This window comes from Providencia sp. PROV114 (genome assembly GCF_032704305.1).
Lineage (GTDB): Bacteria > Pseudomonadota > Gammaproteobacteria > Enterobacterales > Enterobacteriaceae > Providencia > Providencia rettgeri.
The window spans coordinates 1,306,056-1,332,307 of sequence record NZ_CP120528.1 but is presented as its reverse complement, the minus strand read 5'-3'; the positions used below and the strand labels follow the sequence as shown (position 1 = coordinate 1,332,307).

Annotated in this window: 26 protein-coding genes and 1 riboswitch; of the genes, 10 read left to right on the top strand and 16 right to left on the bottom strand. The window is 39.5% G+C overall.

Translation table 11 applies throughout. From position 1 onward, the window contains the following. The first annotated feature begins 136 nt into the window (after window positions 1-136). Together mutH and P3L37_RS05725 are read left to right on the top strand one after the other, a co-directional pair. Entirely contained in the window at window positions 137-823 is a 687-nt protein-coding gene (gene mutH / locus P3L37_RS05730) for a DNA mismatch repair endonuclease MutH (protein WP_004913228.1), read from the top strand. A gap of 76 nt (window positions 824-899) precedes the next feature. Next, window positions 900-1,631: a TerC family protein gene (locus P3L37_RS05725; RefSeq protein WP_004913230.1), complete on the top strand. Its 732-nt coding sequence runs from the start codon at window positions 900-902 to the stop codon at window positions 1,629-1,631. On the opposite strand, the gene P3L37_RS05720 is transcribed toward P3L37_RS05725, so the two are convergent. After that, on the bottom strand, window positions 1,628-1,876 hold the full coding sequence (locus P3L37_RS05720) for a helix-hairpin-helix domain-containing protein (protein ID WP_110732106.1): 249 nt from the start codon (window positions 1,874-1,876) through the stop codon (window positions 1,628-1,630). The genes P3L37_RS05725 and P3L37_RS05720 overlap by 4 nt on opposite strands. A gap of 164 nt (window positions 1,877-2,040) precedes the next feature. On the opposite strand from P3L37_RS05720, the gene P3L37_RS05715 reads away from it, so the two are divergent. Then, on the top strand, window positions 2,041-2,916 hold the full coding sequence (locus P3L37_RS05715; protein ID WP_272667425.1) for an alpha/beta fold hydrolase: 876 nt from the start codon (window positions 2,041-2,043) through the stop codon (window positions 2,914-2,916). 62 nt (window positions 2,917-2,978) lie between these two features. On the opposite strand, the gene P3L37_RS05710 is transcribed toward P3L37_RS05715, so the two are convergent. From P3L37_RS05710 to speA, 3 genes are all read right to left on the bottom strand, one after another. After that, a complete protein-coding gene (locus tag P3L37_RS05710; RefSeq protein ID WP_004913238.1) occupies window positions 2,979-3,758 on the bottom strand; it encodes an acetoin reductase in 780 nt (259 codons plus the stop codon). 336 nt (window positions 3,759-4,094) lie between these two features. Then, on the bottom strand, window positions 4,095-5,015 hold the full coding sequence (speB, locus tag P3L37_RS05705) for an agmatinase (RefSeq protein ID WP_109912701.1): 921 nt from the start codon (window positions 5,013-5,015) through the stop codon (window positions 4,095-4,097). Window positions 5,016-5,457: 442 nt separating this feature from the next. Continuing rightward, on the bottom strand, window positions 5,458-7,362 hold the full coding sequence (speA, locus tag P3L37_RS05700; protein WP_004262076.1) for a biosynthetic arginine decarboxylase: 1,905 nt from the start codon (window positions 7,360-7,362) through the stop codon (window positions 5,458-5,460). A 719-nt stretch (window positions 7,363-8,081) separates the two neighbouring features. Between speA and metK the strand changes: the two genes are divergently transcribed. Further along, complete coding sequence (metK, locus tag P3L37_RS05695; RefSeq protein ID WP_004262078.1) at window positions 8,082-9,233, top strand: methionine adenosyltransferase; 1,152 nt, start codon at window positions 8,082-8,084, stop codon at window positions 9,231-9,233. Between the two features lie 173 nt (window positions 9,234-9,406). On the opposite strand, the gene P3L37_RS05690 is transcribed toward metK, so the two are convergent. From P3L37_RS05690 to P3L37_RS05680, 3 genes are read right to left on the bottom strand one after another with little or no spacing between them, the layout of a single operon-like run. Further along, the gene (locus tag P3L37_RS05690) at window positions 9,407-9,817 is read right to left on the bottom strand and encodes a DUF6691 family protein (RefSeq protein WP_004262080.1); all 411 of its coding nucleotides are present in this window, start codon (window positions 9,815-9,817) and stop codon (window positions 9,407-9,409) included. A gap of 4 nt (window positions 9,818-9,821) precedes the next feature. Then, entirely contained in the window at window positions 9,822-10,259 is a 438-nt protein-coding gene (locus P3L37_RS05685) for a YeeE/YedE family protein (protein ID WP_109912702.1), read from the bottom strand. Window position 10,260: 1 nt separating this feature from the next. Continuing rightward, window positions 10,261-10,587 (bottom strand): ArsR/SmtB family transcription factor, encoded by a 327-nt coding sequence (locus P3L37_RS05680; RefSeq protein ID WP_110732107.1) that lies wholly within the window; start codon window positions 10,585-10,587, stop codon window positions 10,261-10,263. 106 nt (window positions 10,588-10,693) lie between these two features. On the opposite strand from P3L37_RS05680, the gene P3L37_RS05675 reads away from it, so the two are divergent. After that, on the top strand, window positions 10,694-11,227 hold the full coding sequence (locus tag P3L37_RS05675; protein ID WP_147318185.1) for a SprT family zinc-dependent metalloprotease: 534 nt from the start codon (window positions 10,694-10,696) through the stop codon (window positions 11,225-11,227). 32 nt (window positions 11,228-11,259) lie between these two features. Here the strand turns inward: P3L37_RS05675 and P3L37_RS05670 are convergent, their stop codons facing one another. After that, on the bottom strand, window positions 11,260-12,330 hold the full coding sequence (locus P3L37_RS05670) for a magnesium transporter (RefSeq protein ID WP_109912704.1): 1,071 nt from the start codon (window positions 12,328-12,330) through the stop codon (window positions 11,260-11,262). A 73-nt stretch (window positions 12,331-12,403) separates the two neighbouring features. Further along, window positions 12,404-12,575, bottom strand: a riboswitch (M-box (ykoK) riboswitch). A 585-nt stretch (window positions 12,576-13,160) separates the two neighbouring features. Here P3L37_RS05670 and P3L37_RS05665 point away from each other — a divergent pair. Next, a complete protein-coding gene (locus P3L37_RS05665; protein WP_004913253.1) occupies window positions 13,161-13,397 on the top strand; it encodes a HEAT repeat domain-containing protein in 237 nt (78 codons plus the stop codon). A 101-nt stretch (window positions 13,398-13,498) separates the two neighbouring features. Here P3L37_RS05665 and hcr read toward each other — a convergent pair whose 3' ends face one another. After that, window positions 13,499-14,503: an NADH oxidoreductase gene (gene hcr / locus P3L37_RS05660; protein ID WP_004913257.1), complete on the bottom strand. Its 1,005-nt coding sequence runs from the start codon at window positions 14,501-14,503 to the stop codon at window positions 13,499-13,501. Window positions 14,504-14,578: 75 nt separating this feature from the next. Continuing rightward, window positions 14,579-16,231, bottom strand: a complete 1,653-nt coding sequence (gene hcp / locus P3L37_RS05655) for a hydroxylamine reductase (protein ID WP_004913261.1) — start codon at window positions 16,229-16,231, stop codon at window positions 14,579-14,581. A 305-nt stretch (window positions 16,232-16,536) separates the two neighbouring features. On the opposite strand from hcp, the gene clcA reads away from it, so the two are divergent. After that, entirely contained in the window at window positions 16,537-17,934 is a 1,398-nt protein-coding gene (gene clcA / locus P3L37_RS05650; RefSeq protein WP_004913264.1) for a H(+)/Cl(-) exchange transporter ClcA, read from the top strand. A gap of 71 nt (window positions 17,935-18,005) precedes the next feature. Here clcA and tehB read toward each other — a convergent pair whose 3' ends face one another. The 5 genes from tehB to P3L37_RS05625 all read right to left on the bottom strand — a co-directional run bounded on the left by tehB (window position 18,006) and on the right by P3L37_RS05625 (window position 22,509). Beyond that, window positions 18,006-18,893, bottom strand: coding sequence for an SAM-dependent methyltransferase TehB (tehB, locus tag P3L37_RS05645; protein WP_004913269.1), 888 nt, complete (start codon window positions 18,891-18,893; stop codon window positions 18,006-18,008). A 121-nt stretch (window positions 18,894-19,014) separates the two neighbouring features. Further along, window positions 19,015-20,094 (bottom strand): linear amide C-N hydrolase, encoded by a 1,080-nt coding sequence (locus P3L37_RS05640; protein WP_109912705.1) that lies wholly within the window; start codon window positions 20,092-20,094, stop codon window positions 19,015-19,017. A 174-nt stretch (window positions 20,095-20,268) separates the two neighbouring features. Beyond that, a complete protein-coding gene (locus tag P3L37_RS05635) occupies window positions 20,269-21,042 on the bottom strand; it encodes a hypothetical protein (protein WP_004913275.1) in 774 nt (257 codons plus the stop codon). Window positions 21,043-21,359: 317 nt separating this feature from the next. After that, a complete protein-coding gene (locus P3L37_RS05630) occupies window positions 21,360-21,938 on the bottom strand; it encodes a YceI family protein (protein WP_042851639.1) in 579 nt (192 codons plus the stop codon). Between the two features lie 13 nt (window positions 21,939-21,951). Further along, complete coding sequence (locus P3L37_RS05625) at window positions 21,952-22,509, bottom strand: cytochrome b (protein ID WP_004913280.1); 558 nt, start codon at window positions 22,507-22,509, stop codon at window positions 21,952-21,954. Window positions 22,510-22,892: 383 nt separating this feature from the next. Here P3L37_RS05625 and P3L37_RS05620 point away from each other — a divergent pair, with 383 nt between their 5' ends. After that, window positions 22,893-23,522, top strand: a complete 630-nt coding sequence (locus P3L37_RS05620; protein WP_109912706.1) for a glutathione S-transferase family protein — start codon at window positions 22,893-22,895, stop codon at window positions 23,520-23,522. 141 nt (window positions 23,523-23,663) lie between these two features. Here the strand turns inward: P3L37_RS05620 and P3L37_RS05615 are convergent, their stop codons facing one another. Then, entirely contained in the window at window positions 23,664-24,284 is a 621-nt protein-coding gene (locus P3L37_RS05615; protein WP_004913285.1) for a malonate decarboxylase holo-ACP synthase, read from the bottom strand. Window positions 24,285-24,494: 210 nt separating this feature from the next. Between P3L37_RS05615 and P3L37_RS05610 the strand changes: the two genes are divergently transcribed. Together P3L37_RS05610 and P3L37_RS05605 are read left to right on the top strand one after the other, a co-directional pair. After that, a complete protein-coding gene (locus tag P3L37_RS05610) occupies window positions 24,495-25,463 on the top strand; it encodes an FUSC family protein (RefSeq protein WP_004913289.1) in 969 nt (322 codons plus the stop codon). A 140-nt stretch (window positions 25,464-25,603) separates the two neighbouring features. Next, window positions 25,604-26,245: an NAD(P)-dependent oxidoreductase gene (locus tag P3L37_RS05605; RefSeq protein ID WP_004913290.1), complete on the top strand. Its 642-nt coding sequence runs from the start codon at window positions 25,604-25,606 to the stop codon at window positions 26,243-26,245. Window positions 26,246-26,252 lie beyond the last annotated feature (7 nt).

The following is a 26,252-nucleotide window of genomic DNA, read 5'->3' as shown; positions in this document are numbered from 1 at the left end:
TAATTTATAACTTGGATGAATAAATGATATTATACCCCTATATATCAGATAGTTAAAAATACCAAAGAAAAAGTGTTATACTTCTTGAGTTATATGTATTTTCACTGGCTACTTTTTATACATTACTATTCAAACCATGACGCCATTTATTGCACCACCACCACCTGATAACGAAGCGACCTTAATGAGCCGAGCGCAAGCTCTTGCTGGCTACACGCTTGGTGAGCTCGCCCAACACGCAGCTATCCCTATTCCTCAGGATCTCAAGCGCGATAAAGGCTGGGTTGGTATGCTATTGGAATATTATTTAGGCGCGAATGCGGGAAGTAAGGCAGAGCAAGATTTCGCCCATATTGGAATTGAATTAAAAACCATTCCGATTGACCGGTATGGTGTTCCACTTGAAACCACTTTTGTTTCTGTTGCACCGTTAACAGGAAACAGTGGTTTAACATGGGAAAATAGCCATGTTCGCCGCAAGCTGTCCCGTATTTTATGGTTTCCTATTGAAGGGGAAAGGCAAATCCCACTCTCACAACGTAGAGTTGCAAACCCATTAATTTGGAGCCCGTCCCCGTTTGAAGAACAGTTGCTACGGCAAGATTGGGAAGAGTTAATGGACCTCATTGTGTTAGGCAAAGTGGAAAGTATTACTGCACGTCATGGGCAGGTATTACAAATTCGCCCTAAGGCCGCAAACAATAAAGCACTAACGGAAGCTATTGGTGAGTTTGGTCAGCCTATTATGACGCTACCACGTGGTTTTTATCTTAAAAAAGATTTTACCGCGCCCTTACTAGCACGGCATTTTAGTTTAAGTTAGTCGCTAACCATCGCCTGTACCAAAGCAGACGATAAATTATTATCACTGTTTAATTCGTTAATTAGAAGGTACCAAGATGTTTGAGTGGATACTGGATCCCAATGCCTGGATGGCACTCGCTACATTAACCATATTAGAAATTGTCCTAGGCATCGATAATATTATTTTCCTCAGTATTGTGGTGAGCAAACTTCCTAGTCACCAACAAAATAGTGCCAGACGGACTGGGCTTATTGCAGCAATGGTGATGCGTCTTGCATTATTGGCTTCTATTGCGTGGTTATCACGCCTTACCACCCCACTTTTTACTGTCGCTGACCATGTGGTATCCGCTCGCGATCTCATATTATGTGCAGGTGGGATCTTCCTTATTTGGAAAGCAAGCCAAGAAATTTTTGATACGATTGAAGGAGAAGGTGAAAATAGCCTAGCAAATAAAAAAGTGAGCTCATTTTGGGGGGCTATCGTTCAAATTGCTTTGTTAGACATTATCTTCAGTTTAGATTCCGTGATCACGGCTGTGGGGCTATCAGACCACTTATTTATCATGATGGCTGCGGTCGTCATCGCTGTGCTCATTATGATGCTTGCAGCCAAACCCATTGGCGACTTTGTTGAGCGCTACCCTTCTGTAAAAATCTTAGCCTTATCATTTTTGATTCTTGTTGGTTTCACCTTACTACTTGAAAGTGTTCAAGTTCATGTATCAAAAGGCTATATCTACTTTGCGATGTTCTTTTCCATGGCAGTACAAGTTCTCAATATCTTGCGTAGTAAGAAATGGAAAACGAGAAACCAAACTGATTAAGATGGCAATCTAACCGCTTGTTTAGCTGCTAAAATAGCCCCTTCTACCGCTTTTTTCGCTTGTGGGCTATTTTTCCAGCAACTTGAGCCTGTTAATGCGGCCCCATAAATTAAAATTTCATCGTAGGAAGCTTCACTTAATTGTGCGAGTGAACTAAACCCCATTTGTTCTAAACGGCTAATCACTGTGGGCCCGACCCCTTTAACTGCCAACAAAATCTGTTTTTCTGATTCAGAAAATGCCATTTTACTCTTCTCATTGTTAATGAATTGATATTTATTAAGCTAATATTTTGCATTTTACCTATTTAATACTTTAAAATTGCAACTATAACAATGCCAGTTTTAATAATTATTAGCTGACCTATCTTATCACCCAATCTGTACCTGCTCTGTGTTAGGAATTCACCATGTATAACGCACCACTGACCAACACACATCAACACACGATGAAATTACCTGATAACCGCCAATTTTGCTGGTTTGAATCAGGCCCTAAAACAGGTTTTCCTGTTATTTTTTGTGCAGGAGCAGGGATGAGTGGTTCATTAGGGTTTGGTTTGGATTTACTCGAACAACTGAACATTCGTTTGATTGTTCCTGAACGTGCGGGCCTTGGTGAATCCACTTTTCACCCTGAAAAATCATTGAAAAGCTTTGCTATGGATGTGCAAGCACTGCTAAATGAGCAATCCATTACCCGATTTTCTGTCGTTGGTTTTTCTCAAGGTGCTGTTTTTGCGATGGCTATCGCCCACTATTGCCAGCCTATTTCACTGTCTATTGTGTCTGGGCAAGACCAATTTGAATACCCTGCAACTCGCGCGATACTCCGCACGGATGTCGTGAACATGCAAGAACAAGCTCTTAACACCCCTGAAGCCCTGTCAGATTGGCTATTAAAGAATGTCACTGGTGAGTGGCTGTTGGCATTTATTCTTAATTGCAGCGCAGATATTGACCAACAACTTTATAATGAAGAACAATTCCTTGATGCCTATACTGCGTGTATTCGACGCGCTTTTGCACAAGGTAATCAAGGTTATGTACAGGATTTAATCCTCTCTTTACAGCCTTGGGGATTCACCCCTGAAGATATTCAATGCCCGACATCCTTATGGTATGGCGAATTAGATATGAGCACCGTGCACTCCCCCGATTTTGGTAAAATTTTGTCCGGTCGCTTACTAAACTGCAACCACCATTTACATTCGCAAGAAGGCGGCTCTTTGCTTTGGACTCAAGCAGACAATATCTTAGTTGATATTCAAAAATACGCCGCATAAACAAAAACCGCGATGAGTTATTCATCGCGGCTATTATTGCATCCTAGATTCATATGAATGAATTAACGATACACAATCCCGCCATCAGTCAAAATAGATTGGCCAGTAATATAGTCAGAGTCATCGCTCGCTAAAAATGCAACCAAACCTGCCACATCATCTGGCGTTTGTGCACGACCTAATGCGATGCCTTCGACATATTTTTTATAGGTTTCACCTTTTGGCGTACCTGTGATTTCAGAGAAGCGCTCATCAATCTCTACCCACATATCTGTCCCAACAATACCTGGGCAATAAGCATTCACAGTGATACCTGAACTGGCGTATTCTTTTGCCGCGGCTTGCGTTAATGCGCGTACGGCAAATTTTGTGGCAGAGTAAACGCCTAACATTGCAAAACCATCATGTCCTGCAATAGAGGATGCATTGATGATTTTTCCTTTGTGTTTACGTTCTTGGAATTTTTCACTAGCAGCTTGAATGCCCCACATGGTTCCATCTACGTTGATTTTGAAGATTAAATCCATATCTTCTTGGCGAACATCAGCGATTGGCTTAACTTGTGCAATCCCCGCGTTATTAATCATTACATCAAAACCACCCAATTCAGCTTCTGCATGAGCCACCGCAGCAAAAACTTGGTCACGTTGACTGATATCTGCGGCAAATGTTGTTACTTTACGGCCTAACGCTTCAATTTCTTTGGCAACATCTTGGAGCTTGTCTTTTTTCAAATCCACCAGTGCGATATCAGCGCCTTCTTTCGCTAAACGCAATGCGATACCACGACCAATACCTTGAGCTGCACCAGTAACTAAGATAACTTTATTATTTAACGCCATACTTTTCTCCTACTGAATAATAGCCAAATTGACTAGTTCACCTTTAATATTAAGTTAGCAACAATAACAATAAGTTACAAAGTATTAATTTTAGCCTAATATTTGTTATTTATAAAAAATATTTCACTATTTACAAGGTTAATATGTTTTTTTTACCGTAGAAAAATACATATAGACGTAAATTATAAGATTATTGTTAATAAAAATCATTCTCAATTTAATAAACAAAAAATGCGGTTTATTGATTTTTAGTATAATTGATAACCACTTATATAAAATATGGACATAAAAAAGCCACCAATCGGTGGCTTAATGATGCAATTGAAAATAAATGACTTATTTTTTAGCGGCTTGGATATACAGCATCTCTAATGCGATAGATGCTGCGGCTAATGCCGTGATTTCAGATTGGTCATAAGCCGGAGCGACTTCCACTAAATCCATACCCACGATATTTAATGACTGTATTCCACGCAATAATTTCAATGCACGATCTGACGTTAAACCACCAATAACAGGGGTTCCTGTGCCCGGTGCAAATGCAGGGTCAAGGCAGTCTATATCGAAAGTCAGGTAAACAGGTAGGTCACCGACAATCTCTTTGATCTGCGCGACCATATCATCCACACTGCGATCATTCACCTGACCTGCATCCAATACAGTAAAGCCATTATCGCTGTCATGTTCGGTACGAATACCAATTTGTACTGAATGATTTGGGTCGATCAGACCTTCTTTTGGTGCATGATAGAACATGGTTCCGTGGTCAAATTTGCTGCCATTGCCATAGGTGTCAGTGTGTGCATCGAAATGAACCAAGGCCATTTTACCGAAGTGTTTTGCATGAGCGCGCAGCAATGGCAGTGTAACGAAATGGTCACCACCAAAGGTCAAGCAGCGTTTACCTGATTCAAGTAGTTTTTCAGTATGTGCTTGCAGTTTATCACTCATGTCTTGCGCATCACCGAAAGCAAACACCACATCACCACAATCGACAACATTTAAACGTTCGGTTAGTTTAAAGTTCCACGGCCAACGGTGACTTTCCCATGCAAGGTTAGTAGACACTTGGCGAATAGCGGCTGGCCCATGACGGCTACCTGCACGGCCTGAGGTTGCCATATCGAAGGGCACACCCGTGATCACCCACTCAGCGTCTGAGCTGTAAGGCTGAAAATTCAGCGGAAAACGTAAGAAACCAAATGCGTTAGAAACCAGTGAATTATCAACTTGATTGCCTAAAGTACTATTAATCATTTTTCTTCCTCAAATAGGCCAGCCCGTTAGCAAGCCCTTTTTATATTTGGTTCGAATAGTTTTACCTAATTAACTTCGCACAGTATAAATAATAAACAAATCATGTTATTTGCACAAAGTTATTATCTGTTCACTATCTTAATGCCCTATGAGTCATTTAATGCGCTAAATAGTTTATGTTGTGGCTAGGCGGCAAAATGAGCCAATTCCTAGGAGCATACACAAGTATGTGACCCGAATAACTGAGCGTTGCCACACCACCACCACTTGAAGCATAACGAACATTGAATATATTAATCTCATATATTAATGCGCTAAATAGTTCGTGCTGTCGCTAGGCGGCAAAATGAGCTAATCCCTAGGAGCATACACAAGTATGTGACTAGGGTTGGCAAATGCAGCCAACAACGCGGCGGTGCGAAATATAACGCGCATTGAGCATTTATTCGTCTTCTAAATAAGTATACCCATATAGGCCATTCTCGAACTCTTCCACAAAGTCTTTTTGAAGTTGCTCACTTAAACCGGTGCCTTTTACTTGCTCTGTAAAGCTTTCTAGTAGGACTTCCGGTACTAATTTGACGTATTGCAGCATATCTGCCACAGAATCGCCCTCTTCACTTTGCAAGTAACGCAAGTTGCCTTGGCTATCAACCCAGACATCTATCGCGGCAGTATCACCAAATAGGTTATGCATGTTACCTAAAATTTCTTGGTATGCCCCAATCATAAAGAAACCTATCATTGGTGGGTTTTCTGGGTCATATGCAGGCATTGGCATTGTGGTTTCAACGCCATCACCATCCACATAATGGTCAATAATACCGTCTGAGTCACAGGTGATATCTAACAGTACCGCGCGACGGTCTAATGGTTTATCTAACCCTTCAATCGGTAATACTGGGAACACTTGGTCGATTCCCCAAGAGTCTGGTAGCGATTGGAATAAGGAAAAATTCACATAAAACTTATCAGCCATGCGCTCTTGGAGTTCGTCGATTATCGGACGATGAGCACGATTACTTGGATCTAAATCCTGTTGAATACGGCGGCAAATATTTAGATATAACTCTTCTGCCCATGCTCGTTGCGTTAAATCTAGTACGCCGTGTGCATACTGAGTGTGCGCTTCTTGTAAGTCGAACTGGCTATCATGCAGCCATTCACGTAATGAACGGCTATTACCTTGATGCTGCATTGACTCCCACGTTTCCCATAAGGAAATCAATGAACGTGGTGCATCTTCATGAGGTGGTGTTGTTTTGGTAAATTCATTACGCTCAACACCAATTACATTGGAGACTAAAACGGTATGATGAGCAGTAAGAGCTCGGCCAGACTCTGTGATTACGGTTGGGTGCGGTAAATCGAATTCTTCACACGCATCCCCAATTGCCCAAATCACGTTGTTAGCGTATTCATTTAAACCATAGTTGACCGAGCAATCGGATTGAGAACGAGTACCTTCATAGTCAACACCAAGGCCACCGCCCACATCAAAGCACTGAATGTTAACGCCTAGGCGATGTAATTCCACATAGAAACGCGCTGATTCACGGACACCCGTAGCGATGTCGCGAATATTGGCCATCTGAGAGCCTAAATGGAAATGAAGCAACTGTAAGCTGTCTAGGCGATTCGCATTGCGTAAAATTTCCACTAATTGCAGTACTTGAGTTGCAGCCAAACCAAATTTAGATTTTTCACCGCCACTTGCCTGCCATTTACCTGAGCCTTGGGAAGCCAAACGGGCACGAACCCCTAAGCGTGGTGTGACATTTAAGCTTTCCGCTTCTGCCAATACCATCTCAATTTCAGACATTTTTTCGATAACAAGATAAACCTTGTGACCTAATTTTTCCCCAATTAACGCTAATCGGATATATTCACGGTCTTTATACCCATTACAGACGATAACAGTCTGTGTTTTACCTGCGTTGGCTAAAACAGCCATTAATTCAGCTTTTGAACCCGCTTCAAGGCCGAGCGGCTCGCCAGAATTAACCAGCGATTCAATGACTCGGCGTTGCTGGTTAACTTTTATGGGATAAACCAGAAAGTAATCGCCTTTATAGCCATAAGACTCACGTGCGCGTCTAAATGCCGCGTTTATTGAACGTAAACGATGCTGTAAGATTTGCGGGAAACAAAACAATGCAGGTAAGCGTAAATGCTCCTGCTCTTCTTTAACCTGATTAACGAGGTCAGCTAAATCAACAAAGGTGTCCGGGTTCTCAGGATTCGGGCAAACACAGACATTTCCGCGCTCATTCACCTGATAGTAACCACCACCCCAATACGCGATGTTGTACGTCTGACGCATTTTGCGAGCGATATTATCATTCATAATAAACTCCTTTTATGGAGGGGTGAGTGACGCGTTCTCCTTCCTGATGCATGTCAGTGAGGACATAACACTGCAAGGCAGTTATGTCGGGGAAACGGCAATACTCAGATTTTAATAAAAAGTGCTTAGAACTTCTAAACAGTGACAATATACGACCTTAAGCTGACAGATTAATGACTCAGCCTCGAAGGTGTATTAAAGATGTGACGGTAACTTCGTGATGAAGTAAAGAATGACAGGAAAGTAAATGCCAAAGTCACGCGGCGATCCGCATATGACGGTTGGATACTGTTATTCAGTAGATTATGGATCATTACCCATTAACCCCCAATATAACTGTTTACCCCTTTAAAATTTCAATGTGGTAGCACTATTTTGGCAGTTTGACCTGTTGATTTAAGCTATATCACCTTATTTTTTATTGAAATTCAAAAGTTTATAAACATTCCTGATAGATAGCAGAAGTTTTATATCATTCTGCTGGTATATAACGGGAAACAACAACCATCCGTTACGGTCGCAGTTTATACATCTATTGCGCTCAAAAAGCAAAACCAAAATGACTAAATTGCGATAAAACTTTACCCATTGCTGTTTTATGGCTCTATTCCTTTTTTGTATAAATACAGGTAGAAATTTTTACCGTATGGGACTAAAATAGCCGTCTAGATGTTAAAACATCCAATTATAAATTTGCGAATTCTTAAGGTATTAATCTCATGGCTACACATCTCTTTACTTCTGAGTCTGTATCAGAAGGGCATCCAGATAAAATTGCTGATCAAATCTCTGACGCAGTACTTGATGCTATTCTGGAACAAGACCCGAAAGCTCGCGTTGCCTGCGAAACCTACGTCAAAACAGGTATGGTAATGGTCGGGGGAGAAATCACCACCAGTGCTTGGGTTGATATTGAAGAAATCACGCGCAAAACTGTTCGCGAAATTGGCTACACCAGTTCCGAAATGGGCTTCGATGCCAATTCATGTGCTGTTTTAAGTGCAATTGGTAAACAGTCGCCTGATATCAACCAAGGTGTTGACCGTGTTGACCCATCAGAACAAGGCGCGGGTGACCAAGGCCTAATGTTTGGTTATGCAACCAACGAAACTGATGTATTAATGCCTGCTCCTATTACTTATGCACACCGCTTAGTTCAGCGCCAAGCGGATGTTCGTAAAAATGGCACGTTGCCATGGTTACGCCCAGATGCGAAAAGTCAGGTAACATTCCAATACGACAATAACAAAATTGTAGGTATTGATGCCGTTGTTTTATCTACTCAGCATTCTGAAGATATTCAACAAAAAGACCTGCATGAAGCGGTGATGGAAGAGATCATCAAGCCAGTTCTACCAGCAGAGTGGTTATCAAAAGATACCAAGTACTTTATTAACCCAACGGGTCGTTTTGTTATCGGTGGGCCGATGGGTGACTGTGGCTTAACAGGCCGTAAAATCATTGTAGATACCTACGGCGGTATGGCTCGCCATGGCGGTGGGGCATTCTCTGGTAAAGACCCATCAAAAGTTGACCGTTCAGCAGCCTATGCAGCACGTTACGTGGCAAAAAATATTGTCGCCGCGGGCCTCGCAGACCGTTGTGAAATTCAAGTTTCTTACGCTATCGGCGTGGCAGAACCGACATCGATTATGGTAGAAACCTTTGGAACAGGTAAAGTTGATGAGTCATTATTAATTCAATTAGTTCGTGAATTCTTTGACTTACGTCCTTACGGCTTAATCAAGATGCTTGACTTATTACACCCAATTTACCAACAAACTGCTTCATACGGCCACTTTGGTCGTTCACAGTTCCCATGGGAAAAAACTGACAAAGCTGAAGCATTGCGTGCCGCCGCAGGCTTGTAATTACGTCGGTAAATAAACCACATACAACCAAACCCATCTAATGATGGGTTTGAGGTTGTTGACAAAGCGGGATAAAAGCGTGGTTTTTCCCGCTTTGTGTTATCAGCCGAAATCAATAAATTGATTTTCCTCGTTTATTTTCAAAACCGATTAGACTTGCGCTGAATTAACGGTTAATTTTTTTGCGTAAACTGGAAAATAGCCATTCCAGCAACCATCGCTAATGTAAATATTATCCCTTGTGTCAATCCCATTCCTGTTAACAATAATGCAGGTCCTGGGCAAATCCCTGCTAGCCCCCATCCCACACCAAATAACACACTTCCGGTGACTAGTTTTTTATCTATCGTTTGATTGGTCGGAATTTGCAATGGGCAATTTAGTACACTAACAGAGCGTTTTTTAACCCCTAAGAAAGCAATACCACTGATTACCATTCCAACTGCCATCGTAATTAATAAAGAGGGATCCCACGTTCCAGTAATATCTAAAAACGCTAAAATCTTTGCTGGATTTCCCATTCCGGCAATGACCAATCCTAAACCAAACAGTATCCCTGAAATTAATGCGATAAGAATAGGCATTGGTTTATCTCCCTATCCCATAATGGTTGGCTAGTGCGACTGTCGCAAAAGCAACAATCATAAAGACTAATACTGCAACAATTGAACGACGAGATAACCTTGCCATGCCGCAGATCCCATGACCGCTAGTACAGCCACTTCCCAGTCGTGAGCCAAAACCAACAAACAGCCCAGCTAAAACTAAAATAGGTGTACTGGTTGCAATGCTAACTTCTGGTGTAAACGCCAACCAAGTAAATAGTGCTGGGGCGCTCATCAGACCAATAATAAAAGCGACTTTCCACGCAGTATCTCCCTTCGTTGGTTTTAGCAACCCACCTAAAATACCGCTAATACCCGCAATACGGCCGTTAAAAACTAATAAAATTGCAGCGGCTAACCCAATCAATACACCGCCAATTGCAGCAGACAGTGGTGTAAAATTAGCCCAATCGATTGTCATTTCATATCTCCTTCACAGGGCAATAAAGCTGGTATAATGTATTGAGTAACGTAAATAATTTCGCATCTGCAATCGCATAGTAAATGCGCTTTCCTTCACGACGCGTCATCACTAAGCCTTCATTACGCAATACCGTTAATTGTTGAGAGAGTGTCGGTTGTAATATTCCTAACTGCTCTTCTAACTCACTCACGCAGGCTTCACCCTGTGTTAATTGGCATAATAAAATTAAACGATCAGGATTCCCTAGTGTTTTCAATAATGAAGCTGTTTCTGACGCGGCCTGCTTCATCGCTAATAGTTGCTGTTCAGATGGATTATTGTGCATATGTTCTTGCTGTTTTACATTATATAAAAATACAATATATATTTTGGTATAATATATGTCAATTATTGCTTGTTTATGCCCATTGCCTTCACGTATCCTTTACTCCATGAAAACAATCCGTGTTCCACTTTTTCTACAACAACAAGTTATGCGCATATTGCGAGAAAAGCTCGCACTTGCAGAGCATAAACTCGAACAGTCATTTCCAGAACCAACGGTTAATTACAAACAACGGGGAACAACTGCGGGTAGTGCTTACTTAAAAGAATGGGAAATTCGCCTCAACCCCAGTTTACTCATCGAAAATACAGAACAATTTATTGATGAGGTTGTGCCTCATGAATTAGCGCATTTGTTGGTTTTTCATATATTTGGCCGTAAAAATATCGCACCACATGGCAAAGAATGGAAATGGATGATGCAACACGTACTGGAAGTCACAGCGAAACGTACACACAACTTTGCGGTTACGACAGTAAAAAGTAAAACTTTTCGCTACCATTGTGCCTGTGAAATGACTCATGAATTAACCATACGCCGTCATAACAAAGTGCTACGAGGTGAAAACCAATATTTATGTCGAAAATGTGGGGAAGTGTTAAAACAAGAAGAGGTTTTTGTCGCTGCGGCAGAAAATTAACCTTTCTGCCGCATCAAGTTTGAGGTGTGCGCTTAGGCAAACTCTGTCATCACTAATTTTGCGATTTCAAAGTAAATAATTAAGCCAGTTCCATCAATAAAAGTTGCAATGAACGGTGCAGAAACGACTGCTGGGTCCACTTTCAGTTTTTTCAATACCATTGGAATAATCGAAGAAACAACCGCGCTCCACATTGTAATCGCAACGATGGTTAAGCTAACCACAATAGTCACTTCGTGGCCAACACCTAAAATCCATGCACGGATTAATGCCGCACCACCGATAGTCACCGCAACTAAAAATGAGGTAGAGACCTCTTTCTTTAGTACTGTGCCGAGATTACGTAAACTCACCTCGCCCAATGCCATTGCACGGACTAATGTTGATGTAATTTGTGTTCCACTATTACCGCCTGTACCAATCAACAGCGGAATGAAAAACGCTAACGAAATTGCGGCTTCGAGTTGTTCTTCAAATGCTTTTAATACAGTTCCTGTATACGCTTCGGCCACAAATAGCATCAACAACCAAACGACACGTTTACGCCATAAAGTTATAGGGCTTGTCGTTAAGTAGGGCTCATCTAATGGGGTGGTAGCGCCTTGTAGCTGCGCATCAAGTGTATTCTCATCTTCAATCAGTTCGGCGATATCTTGCGGACGCAAAACACCCATTAATTTGCCAAATTGCACCACAGGTATCATATCTAAACCGCTATGATTAATCAGGTCATAAACATCATGACGTGATTGTTCTGGGGCAACAGAAAAATAATTGTGTCTCATGATATCAGACACTAATAAATTTTCAGGTGAAGCTAATAATGATTTAACTGAAAGAATACCATTTAAATAATTGTCGTTATCGACAACAAATAAATAGGTTGGGATTTTCTCGCCATCAAGGTGCTCAATAAGATTTTGTTTCACACAAGCTATTGAGTCTGCGACAGAAACTGGCAAATATGATTGACTCATATAAGCGCTGACTGTTGCATCATCAACTTTTGGTGACGGTGTATTATTGTCTTTGAGGCGCGCGCCTTTCATTGCGGATTGAGCAATAGCAACTGCTCCCGCTTTGTTCTGGGTAGTGAATGTCATTTTTTTAGTCCCTATTACTGTTGGTTACTCAAACAGTACTCACATAGGGGCGAAACCAGATGAGAGAATGCGAAAGCTATCTCTTCGTCTCGGTTTTAGCACTATACAACGTATCCTGATTTAGCAGGAAGTTACATGGGGATATACCTTCGGTCGATATATCCTGTCCTAATCTTGGGCGTCTCTCGACGTCGTCAGATCAGTAACCTATGTTTGTATAGGAGCCTCGCCTAACGAGATACTGCACTTTGGATGCGGCGCGAATTATACCCATTGGTGAATTAATTGCCACCCTATATCTACGGTTTTTTACGCATGAGAAACTTATTGTTTAGGTTTCGTTTAAGTTTATATTAAATAAATCTTCACAAAGTAACAGAATGTAACTAATAATAAAATTAAATATTCAAATTAAAATAAATATATTTAGTTACTTATCAATAACCAACCCTTAGATAAATCTAAATAATATTTGTAATATTATTTAGTAAATCTTATCGATAATTAATCAAAACTTACCTGTCGATTTACCTTATAATACAAAAAAACAATATAAAGGAGTTAGCCTAATTAAATATAACTGAAACGCTTTATTAGAGTATATACAATCACTAATATTAATCACCTATTGGTTTTTTATATTAAAAATAATCAAACAAGTAAATTATGATATAAGAAAATACACTTATATCACTATTTAATTCGACATTATCATTAAAAACTATTCTTTTAAATTGTTAATATTTAATTTCAGACATCAATACAGTATTAAATATCACAAGAATTATCTTAGAATATTTTTTATTTTATTTAACAGTGAAAGTTTTATTATGGATAAAGTAATTGTTGGAATGTTAACAAACTTAACATTTCGCGTAAATGATGAAATCAAAATTGCTGCCATTTCTGCTTTAGGAGATTTCAAAGCAACGATTGAGTATAATGATGCCATCATAAGAATCATAGACTTATGTCAAGACCCAAATAAAGAGGTTGCTGTGTCAGCGATTAATACACTCAGCAAATTATCTATTTATTTTTTACGTAGTTCACTACCGGAACATTAATTACACTCTCAATTCGAGTATTGTAAATAATTACTATGATTTATTTTATAATACTGTCCCATTAATAATCTAATGAGACAGTTTGCATATATTAAATAATTTTACGCTATTTCAGTGTCGCCCTGCAATTGGCAACTACACGCTAAAACATAACCTTCCGCTATTTCTGCTTCGGTTAATGTCATTGTACTTGTGGTTGTATAATTTCCTGACAGCACTTTTGTTTTACAACTTCCGCAAACACCCGCTCGGCAAGCCGCAATAACAGGTTGTTTATTTTGCTCCAGTGCAGATAATAAAGACGTCCCCACTGGGACTTTAAAATCGACCAATCGTTGACGAATTTTTAACGTAAGAATATCTTCACTATCAACAACTTCTGGTTCAGTAGAAAAACGCTCCATAAAGAAATGTTCAGCAGGAACACCTAAATTTGCAGCAAATTGCTGTGCATTTTTCATATAAGGTACAGGCCCACACGTCATCACAATTCGTGAATTAATATCGGGTACTAACGCTTTCAATTTCTCTTCGGTTAAACGCCCTTGAGCAATATCGCCATTATCTGGTGTTTCCGCCATGACACACAATTGCAACCGTTCTGGATATAACCGGACGAGCTTTTGCCATTCCTCAGCAAAAATAACTTGCTTATCATCGCGAACATTGAATAGCACTTTTACATGGGAATTTGGGCGATTCACCATCAGCCAACGTGTCATTGACATAATCGGTGTCACCCCACACCCAGCAGCTAACATCAAATACTGCGAGTTTTGTAGATTGGCACAGGTGAATTCCCCTTGTGCTTCTGAAAGCCAAAGGTAGTCACCTTCTTTAACTGAGCGTGTTAGCCAATTTGACCCTTCTCCATCGTCTAACCGCCTGACAGTAATGGAAATAAAACGACTTTGTCCCGGTGATGATGAAAGAGTGTAAGCACGCATGACATCATCACTATTTTTAATACTGACCAAAGCATATTGACCGGGTGAATATGTATAAAAATCATGATTGATAAGGTTGATTGTCCAGACATCTGATGTTTCTTGAATAATAGAATGAACTTGCATTCTATTTGGACATAAACTACTTGGCATGGTCATCGCGCTACTCCTTTAAAGGGGGTCGCTGCCCCCATCTTTCACATCGTTTTTAAGCTTTTTCTATCGGTTTATTGATCATGCAGGTAAAATTTCTGCCAGATCTTGCTCAACTGTTGTAATACTTCGCATGCCAAATTTCTCATTTAACACATTCAATAAGTTTTCAGTTAAGAAACCAGGCGCTGTTGGGCCGGTATAAATATTTTTCACACCCAACGCTAATAATGTTAAGAGGATAACAATTGCTTTTTGCTCAAACCAAGACAGAATCAAACTCAATGGTAAGTCATTAATACCACAACCAAGTTTCTCTGATAGATTCACCGCAAGCATAATGGCAGAGTACGCATCGTTACATTGGCCCACATCCAATAAACGCGGAAGCCCTTCTAACGTACCAAAATCTAATTTATTAAAACGATATTTACCACAAGCGAGTGTAAGGATTAAGCAATCTTCGGGTACACTACGCGCAAAGTCCGTGTAGTAGCTACGCTCACCGCGGCTACCATCGCATCCACCAACGAGGAATACGTGACGTAATTTTTTCTGTGAAACTAAATCAATCACCGCATCTGCCGCACCGAGTAGTGTTTGACGACCGAAGCCAACTGTAATTTTGTGTTCGATTTCGGTATACGGGAAACCAGCCAGCGACTGAGCTTGAGCAATCATTGCAGAAAAATCATCACCTACTAAATGTTTTGCACCCGGCCAACCCACAATACTACGCGTCCAGATACGGTCTTTATAATCACCGACATCAGGGTCAATAATACAGTTAGAGGTCATCAAGATAGACCCTGGGAACTTAGCAAATTCCACCTGCTGGTTTTGCCAACCGCTACCATAGTTACCGACTAAATGCGCATATTTTTTCAGCTCTGGATAACCATGTGCTGGCAGCATTTCACCGTGGGTATAAACATTGATACCCGTACCTTCAGTTTGTTCTAACAACATTTTTAAGTCTTTCAGGTCATGACCTGAAATTAAAATACACTTCCCTGCGACTGGACGAACGTTAACTTCCGTTGGTGTTGGATGACCAAATTCGCTCGTTTCACCTGCATCCAAAATTTCCATGATCTTGAAATTCATCAGACCAATAGCCATCGCATTATCAAGCAGCTCATTCATATCTGATGGCAATGTTCCAAGCCAAGCCATAATTTCATGGTATTGGCCATAAACCTCATTATCATACTGACCTAAAACATGGGCGTGTTCCATATAGGCTGCCGCCCCTTTTAGGCCATATAGGCATAACATACGTAAACCGTGAATGTCTTCGCCGACATCAGCTTTATCAATATCTAATGAAAATTGAGCCGCTTGTGCCTGTAGGGTTGGAATGTCAGTCCCATTTAATTGCAAATTAATTAATGGATGATTGAAAGCCACAACACTATTCACAGATTGACAATGTTTGATTAATTTATCACGCAAATAAATAGCTTCACGGGCATAACCGATAATACGTTCTGAATCAAAGTTGACGTTAGTTAAAGTAGAGAAAAATGCGCGCGGAGCAAAACTATCAATATCATGGTCAATAATACCCAGCGAGCGAGCAGTGACTGCGCTTGCAGATAAGCTTTGCAATACAGCAACTAATAAATCTTGAAGGTCAGATGTTTCTGCTGTTTTACCGCACATACCCTGCGCGTATGCACAGCCATTTCCAGCTGGAGTTCTAATTGTTTGTTCACATTGCACACAGTACATGTTGTTAGCCTCTTAAAGTTGCATTTCAAATACAACATTAAGACTACGCTCTTTATTAGAATAAAAAAGTGGAATTATTCATTATCTAATGGTTTATTGATCTATATTAATATTCATTGCAAATGAGAACTATTCACAGTAATGAAAGTATGCTATTCGTGCTGCTGTTTTTTGTATTTCAGCTGCCTTGCTTAAATACACTATTTTGCATTTTATTTTTTTCCTGATACCGTTCTTACGGTAACTCTTGTTATACTTACCTATAAGTGTTTGTTATTCCATCGTATAAAGAGAATCCAATAAAGATGAGCCAGGTAAATTCAGCAAGTAAATCTATGATAAAAAGCCGGTTACGGATTTTTAAACGGTTAAAAGAATCAGATAAAACACCTGTAAAAATCTTACTACTCGCGGCACTCATTGGTGCTGCGGTCGGTCTTATCGGTTCTCTATTTGAAATAGGAACAACTTGGATTAGCAACTATCGCGTTCAATCAGTGAGTGAATGGGTTGCTCCAAAATGGCTGATGGTTGTTGGGATGTTTTTTATCTCGGCACTTCTTGCCATGTTAGGCTATTACCTAGTTAAACGGTTCTCCCCTGAATCGGGTGGGTCTGGGATCCCCGAAATTGAAGGTGCATTACAAGATTTGCGCCCCGTAAGATGGTGGAGAGTCATCCCAGTTAAGTTTATTGGTGGATTAGGGACATTGGGTTCAGGCATGGTGTTAGGGCGCGAAGGGCCAACTGTACAGCTTGGTGCGAACCTTAGCCAAATGTTTTATGATTTATTTCGTTTAAAAGATAATGAGTCGCGCCATACCTTACTTGCCTCTGGTGCTGCTGCTGGTTTATCTACAGCATTTAATGCCCCTTTAGCTGGCATTTTATTTATTATTGAAGAAATGCGCCCGCAATTTAAATACAGTTTAATTTCAATTAAAGCGGTATTTATCGGTGTTGTTACCTCCACCATTGTCTATCGGTTAATTAATGGGGAAGCTATTATATTAAATATCGGTCAATTCTCCTCTGCACCGATGAATACTTTATGGCTTTATTTAATTTTAGGATTAATGTTTGGTGTCATCGGTATCTGTTTTAATGGTTTTTTATTGTACCTACAAAGTAAATTTTTAGCATTTTACCAAAATAAAATTTCTCGCTTTGTATTGATGGGCGGGCTAATTGGTGGGGCTTGTGGTGCAATTGGCGTTTATCTACCTGAAATTGTTGGTGGCGGCTATTCAGTGATCCACCAGATGGTTGCAGGCCAATTTACCATCACTTTATTATTCATATTTTTTGCTTTACGGTTTTTAACTTCGACGATTAGCTTTAGCTCTGGCGCTCCAGGGGGTATTTTCTCCCCTTTACTCGCCCTTGGTACCTTATTTGGTGGTGTTTTCGGCTACGCTGCCCTCGAAATATTCCCTAATTACCAAATTGAAGTGGGGACTTTCGCTATAGCAGGCATGGGAGCATTATTTGCCGCAACCGTCAGAGCACCATTAACTGGGATAGTTTTAGTTTTAGAAATGACAAATAACTACCAGTTAATCTTACCGATGATTATTACCTGTATTGGTGCCACAATGATAGCCCAATTTTTAGGTGGTAAACCGCTATATTCTGTCTTGCTCGAAAAGACTTTAGCCCGAAGCGAAAAAGAAACCGCTAATTCCGCCGCTAGCAAACCTTAACGATTAGAAATAAAAAAGAGTTGCCACCCACGGCAACTCTTTTACTAAGATAACCTATGCAAGTCTCTTACTTACTTTTTCCGTGCAATGAGTGTTGCAAAATTTAATTTAATACGATTACCTTGTGAATCAGTGCGGTGTAAATGACCAGGGTTTTCGTTATATTTTAAAATATCCCAATCCTTATAATACCCTTCTAGCTCCCCTGGTTTTAAGAAGCATTTAAATGGCACTAAATCCAGCGGTGCATCTGGCGTTTCAACGGCACACACAATAACGTTAACTCCCCCTGGCAGGGTATGTTCTTGCATATTAGTAATAACATTGGCGATTTTTTCTCGCTGCAAGAACATTAGCACGACAGTGGAAATGATAAGTTCGTAGTTCTCTTGTATTTGGTGACTATTAATATCATAAACAGCCGTATGAATATTCTCTACCCCAGCTTGTTTTTTAACGAAGTCAATTGCTTGGATATGCTGAGGGTTGATATCTACCGAGGTTACGTCATAACCCTGTAAGGCAAGATAAAAGCTATTTCGGCCTCTTCCCGAACCTAAATCTAATGTTTTACATGGCTTACTAAGGTGGTTCTCACACAGGTAGCGCACTTCTGAATGTGGAGTCGTTAACCCGTGTTCTTTATAAAATTTCAGTTCTGGTTTGCATAAAAAAGCCAATTGGCATTCCATGTCATCACTACAAGCAGAAATACGATGCCAAACTTGAGGTTCGATAATAGGCGGCTGGTTATGAATATCAAAAGTAAAATGTTGTTCGCTGCCATCCTCATTAAAAATGATAAAATCTAAAGAGCCTTTTAGCACTTTCAACTGTGCATATGTATCTTCTTTTGTATTATGACGCTCTTGGAACATTAACGGTAAAGACGCTTTATTCCAAACCGGCATGGTTTTGTAACACACGAGATTATTCATATCATCACCAATAAGTTGCATTTTAAATACATCTTATACCGTTCGTTTGCTATCTGCAAAACATTCATGGATAAATTATCGAGGACTTGATTCATATCAACCCCCTATAGATAAAGAGGGCTGATACGCGCTATAGGATAAGTTAGTAACCTAACTGTTTCGCACTTAACCCTAAGAATTCAAAAGGTTTTGTAACCACATATTTATTGGTCGCATCCCCCGAATAAATATGGCTCTGCTCTTCACCCAGATCCAACTTTTTCACTTGTCCAGTTTCTGCTGAAAAGTCAATTTTTGCCAAATCAGTCCAAAAAATATTTGGCGTCAATGCAGATTCAAAAAAATAGAGCTGACGTTTATGGTCAACTAATGTCCGCCAACGCGTTGACGATATTTCAGGTGAATTTTCGGACGTCAATCCGTAAGGGACAGACACATTACGTACGACACTGAAAACACTGGCGACCGCTTTATTAGGCGTTGTTTTCTGAGGAATTGCATTAATATAAAATTGCGCACGAGCAAATCTATCAGCGGAACGGTTTGTCCCCGGTAGCATGACAGTACCACCAATTCCTTGCCAATATTCCTGCATTGCTAATTGCTTCTCATAAGTAGGCGAATTAGTCATAACTTGATACTTGCGACTATGATGAATGACCTGCTTACCATCAATATATTCAATAATTGCGCTATCGCCACTCGCATCTGATAATGACAAATGTAAAGTCGCTAACCTATCTTGCCCAGGAACATTATCCGTTGCCACGACCAGTGGATTTTTTTCTAACGCTGCAACAGCCTCTTCCACTGTCGCATAATTATCTAGCACATATTGTGCCCATAGCGATATCGACAACGCAGGTTGCTTATTATCTACTTGAGGGTATTTTGATTCAGCAAGCCATAATAAATTGGCAACTAGACCTTCTTCGTTCACTCCATCAGTTGTTGAAATATCATAACCTGAGGCGATCACACTACCGTATTTTGATTTCCATTTTAAAGAGTTAGGTCCTGCAATGCCATCACGCTCCATACCTCGAGGAAAGATCCATAGATTAGTGCCTATATCGTATTTCCAATCCATTGTTCTTCCGGTCATTATCTGTTCATTTTCACCTAAATAAACAACCCGAGTACAAGCTTGACTTACTGCAATTGGCATTGATATCGCAGCCGCAGCGGCAAGTGCGATGATACTTTTCTTAATAAATTGCATGCCATCTCCAAAATAGTTAAAAATAAATTTATATAATAAGCATACTACATAAATACGAACTATTTATGCTCAAATAATAATGCATTAAAAAAAGTGCGATTAACGCTATGAAATGTAATACTTAATGACACAAAATGGTACCAATATTAATCAGCACCATTTTGCTAAAAAGAATTAATTATTTACTGATGAAAATAAAGAACGTAACAATGCCGCTTTTTTCGGATTATCTGGAATAGATAATATTTCATCATAAAAACTAATAGAAATACGGCACGCTAGTGCAGGTGATTTCTTCCCTGCTTCTAAATTCCCAAGAATTGCAGTATCTTCACCATACTTTGCAGAAAGCCCACTAGCAAGTTGGGTTAATTCCTCAGAATATTCTGTCGGGGACATTAACGCCTGTTTTACACCCGCTTCACTTGAAATTAAAAGTTCATTGGTTGCCTGAATTTGTTTCAACAAAACAGCTTGGCTTTTTTGTGGTGGAATAATTTCTGCTGTTTCTCTCAAATGCGGAAATAGTGAATAAAAACACGTTTTTCCCGTTGGGTCTTCTTCCAATAAGATTTTTAGGTAATCATTAACTCTGCTAGTAAAGTTAATCACGGAGTCATCAGAGGCATATTCCATACGCTCTAGTACTAACTTCATGACATTCCCGACTACTTGGTCAAACAGTTGACGGCGTAAATCTTCATTAGTTGGGTCGTATTGTGTAATTAGATGCTCAAAACTTTGATAGGTTTCAGGGCTTATTTTCTTAACCGTCGCGATAATCGGTAATTCTTTTTCAACTTGAGCAAGTGCCTCTGAATGAATTGCACTATTATTTTCTGTAGATAACACATTGTTATCTTTACTTAACCAATAAAAACCGAATGCAAATGCAATAAAAATAATGCTAACAATTAATGCGGTTTTACGTGAGTTATTTGTATTCAAAGTTACCCTGCCTTTTCTTGTAAAACGGTTCCCCACAAACACTTTCAAGCTACTTATATACTGTAGAACCAATTGCATATAATGCCATGGCATCTAAAACCGATAATATTCACGTATCTAAAGTGTTAATGCCACGAATTGAACGATAAAAAGTAATAATGCTTATTTTAGCTTGTATTAAAGTCGTCTAGCTATAGGAATAAGGGAAATTGCGAGGTTCAGACGGGGAATTTGCCACAAAGAAACAATTTATAATACGCTGGATTTAAAAAAACCTCCAGCACTCGAAAGCCTGAAGGTTTTTTATGATAAAAATCTTATTTAACTTGAACACCTTCAACTGAAATCAACAGTTGTGCTTCTTGAGATTTAGGACCCAAATCAGATTTGATGTTAAATTCTTTTAACTTAATATTACCTTCTGCTTCAAAACCTGCACGGTATCCACCCCAAGGATCTTTACCTTCGCCCATTAATTTAGCGTCTAATGTAATTGGCTTAGTGACACCATTTAAAGTGAAATCACCAGTGATTTTGTAGGCTTCACCGTCTTTCTTCACTTCTGTTGAAACGAATTTCGCTTCAGGGAATTTGGCTGCATTTAAGAAATCACCACTGCGTAAATGTTTGTCACGCTCTGCATGGTTAGTATCAATGCTACCTGTCTTAATAGTAACTTCGACTTTATCTTTTGATGGATCTTTTGCATCATAAGTAAAAGACCCATCAAAGTCTTTAAAGCTACCATATACCCAGCTATAACCTAAATGCTGAATACGAAATTCAATAAACGCGTGTTGGCCTTGCTTATCAAATTGGTAAGTTTCTGCTAATGCTGAACCTGCCGTTAAAAAAAGTGCACCAGTAGCCAGACCAAGAACCGTTTTCTTCAACATAATTATCTCCACGTTACTTATCGGGGTTAAAACCCAACATTCTTTTTAATGTAATATCACGATCAAAAAAGTGATGTTTAAAAGCTGCAAAAGCATGCAACACTGATAATAGAACCACTGCCCAAGCTAAATATAAATGAACTTCACCTGCGGTATCTGCTTGTGTCGCAGCACCGGTAAATAGTGCAGGAACATCAAACCAACCAAACACACTAATAGGTTGTCCATCAGCGGTTGAGATTAAATAACCACTGATCAAAATACTGAATAAAATAATATAAATCAGAATTTGAACAATAATAGAGCTAGCTTTCGTTAATTTACTGTAGCTTGCTAATGGCTTCGGCGGCGGTGAAATAAATCGCCAAATCACACGAAATGCCATAACAATAAATAATAATATTCCTATACTTTTATGTATCTCAGGAGCTTGATGATACCAACTATCATAATAGCCTAGTGTCACCATCCATAAACCTAAAGCGAACATTCCATATACGACAATTGCGACTAGCCAATGTACGAGCAAAGAGATATGCCCATAGCGGCTTGCATTATTTTTCCATTGCATGATAAAAACCATTTAGAGAAGAAGGTAATATTTTATTAACTAAGCCGTAATAATCATAAGGTGAAATTAATTTTATTCCTATCCCAAAGTTAAACAAATATTTTGTTGAAGACATTCAAATACGATCAACATAATGAAAAATAGATTACTATTTGATTTTGTCTAGTTTTAATTATAAAAGTTGAATAAAGATTCTTCCACTTTTGTAAATGGTCGTAACTAAATACTTAGTTCATTTATTTATTAATTTCAATTAAATCTAGCTTATTCCTAATAGATATAAGCTATTTTCGATAAAATAACATTTGTAGGTCTGCCTTTTTCCCCATACATTGGTATTCGTCCTTTTAACATTGCGCGAACTGACTGATAGGTTAAATACTATGTATAAACTTTGGATAGCAAATAAAAACTACTCTTCATGGTCATTGCGCCCATGGGTTTTACTAAAGGTATTACAGATCCCGTTTGAAGAAAATTTGTGTTTATTTGAAAACGGTAAAAGCAGTCATGAGAAATTCAGTCGTTTTTCCCCTACCGGTTTAGTCCCTTGTTTAATCGATGAAAACCAAACAATATGGGATTCATTAGCCATTTGTGAATATATTGCAGAAGACTTCCCGCAAGTCTGGCCAAAAGATCGCAAAGCCAGAGCATGGGCTCGAAGTGCTAGCGCAGAAATGCACTCAGGTTTTAGTGCGTTACGCCAGCAATGTCCGATGGATGGTGCTCATAATGCACCACTTAATAATATTTCAATTGAATTACAAACTGACTTAAACCGCTTGCAGAAACTATGGCAGGATGGGTTGAACCAATTTGGCGGCCCTTGGCTTGCGGGCAATGAATTTACGGCTGTAGATGCCTTCTTTGCACCCGTTGCCTTCCGAATCCGCAGTTATCATTTACCTGTAAGCCCAGCGGCTAAACAATGGGTTGACCGAGTTTTAGTTTTGCCTGCAATGAAAGAATGGCATGACGCAGGTTTACAAGAACCGAATATTGAGCATTAATAATAGGCGAATAGGGAGGCATTATGTGCCTCCGATTTTATTTGATTAGTAAAAAATCACCTGCTCGAACATCAAAATTAATATTTAATCAATTTGTCGGCTATTCAAGCTACAGTCGGTTATTTAACAGACAAATAGCAGCTATAATTTTTCATCCCACGGGTCTGCCGTCATAATATCGCCAAGTGGTGTGTGTAATGTAACCTGTTCATTTTTAAACCACTCTGCTAATGAAAACCCACCCTTCGGCGTTTCAACATGGATATCGATTGGGCAATAGGGTGTATTCGCCTTAATAGCAAACTCAGCAAAATCTTCTTTTTCTTGAGGGTTCGGGCAGCGAATGACCACATCAAGGTCGCAGTCTGACAACATACTTTGGATATCTGTCGCTAAAGTGTAAGCACAGCTGCCTGTGACTCCCCATTGCCAAGGCCATTTAGTCTGCGAAATGATCCATAAAACCTGCACAGGTGGTAAAGCGATAAACATGGAACGTTGTAGTTCCACCGAATTTGCCACCAAGGATTCCACATTCATAATGTGCGTGATTGCCGATTTTTCAATTTGTGTCGTGATGCGTTGGTGTGGCTTAATTCCTCGAATTGCAACAGTCAGTTTATTCTCATCCGCTTTATTTCGATATACCGTCAACGGTAATTTACTGTTCCATTGTGAGCCAACCCATTCAGGAAGCGATTCTATCGCGACATCATTATTACTGCTGACCCAAACAAAATCATGAGGATTGATTATTTGCATTTTATTACCTTTATGATTGCTACGACTGCTCTTCCCTATTATGCCTTTTTTGTCACATAAAAACAGAATATCAATACTAACAACGCCACTGATACCATTTAATGGTAACTTGTCATAAATACTGAGTGATTGCCTTGAAATTTCACACCGTATAATATTTAATTACGTTATTAATTAATGAGTTAAGCTTCTATTTACGAGCATCGAATTATGAGAACGTTTCCTGCTATTCATGATGGGATTATTTTTACCAGCTGTATGTTTTTTAGTGCCGCAACTGCTTTTGTGATTTTAGATGCGCAAGCAGCGATGTGGGCGACATTCTCAACACTGTATTCATTTAATTTATTCAATGCAGCAAAAGAATATAAAAACTATGCTTACACCGCTTGTTGTTTATTGATGATTTTAGTGGCTATTTTTATCGGTGATACCCTGCGGCTTGGTACGGCGTATTATATTTATCTCGCCATTTTTTCGTTCATTTATTACCAATTGTATGGCACAGATCCCGCAATGGATTTAACGATGAAGTTTATGATTATCATGTCGACAATTGGCACCATTTTACCTGATATATCAAGAAGTTTGGCGTTAGGTTTTATTATTGGCAGTGGAGTAACGCTAATCACGTATTATCTCCTTAGTCATAAAATGACACGCCATAGCGTTATTACGAGTGCTTTAGTTGAACAAAATTTGTTTACGTTGAGAAAAAATATTATTCCCCGTTCGATGATTTATGCTTTAGGGCTATTACTCGCACTTGCCATTCCACGCAGTATAGATCTAGGGCACTTTTATTGGACATTATTGACCTTTGTTTTTGTATTGCATCCAAAATCACAAAGCATCGTTAAAATTACTTTGCAGAGAGTCTTAGGCAGCCTTATTTCTGTTTTATTGCTGTATTTTTTATTCAACCTACCACTTATGCCATACATCGGTTTAATTGCAGTTGTGGTATTCGCCTTTTTAATGCCAATGAGTTTTCATCATGGATATACGTTTATGACATTTGTCGTGACAAGCTTAATTTTATCCATTCTTGAGCTCGTTATATATTGGCGTCACCCAACCTATGAATTATTGTTTGACCGCGTTCTTGAAACCGCCTTAGGAGGAACCATCGCCATCATGACGAGTATTATTTTAAAGTTATTTAGAGAAACAAAATAAAATTAAGCATATTCCCCAATAAGAACGTCTGTTCTATACTCAAAAAAGAACACATTGGGAAAAGAAGTCTTAGTCCTAAAGCCTAGCCCTATCAGTATCATTATTCTTGAGTGTGACATTCAAGCAAAGAGGAACTGAAGATGAAAATATCGATTATTGGCGCAACAGGTTTTGTTGGCAGAGCATTAGTTGCTGAAGCGCTACTTCGGCATCACCAAGTAACAGCGATTTCTCGTCATAGTAATCAACTATCTCAACACGCTCACTTAATCACCGCGGCTGGAGATATCACCGATATTCCATGGTTAACCTCTCGGCTAAAGGGGCAGGATGTTGTCATCAGTGCGTTTAATGGCGGTTGGCAGAACCCTAATTTGTATCAAGATACTGTTGCGGGTAACCTCGCAATTTTACATGCTGTACAAAAATCCATGGTCAAACGGTTCATTGTGGTGGGTGGTGCAGGAAGTCTAAAAACCACTGCAGGTATTGATTTAATTGACTCCCCTGATTTTCCTGCTGAAATAAAGCCTGGCGCCCAAGCAATGAGAGAATTTAAAAACCAATTACAATCCATTGATTCATTAGATTGGACCTACGTTTCTCCTGCCGCCATGCTTGAAGAAGGAGAAAGAACAGAAACCTTCCGGCTTGGCGGGAATCAATTATTAATGAATGGTAATACTCCCGCTAAAATTTCTGTTGAAGACTTTGCAGTTGCTATTCTTGATGAAGTGAATAATTCACAATTTATTCGCCAACAATTTACCGCAGCCTATTAAGTTTAAG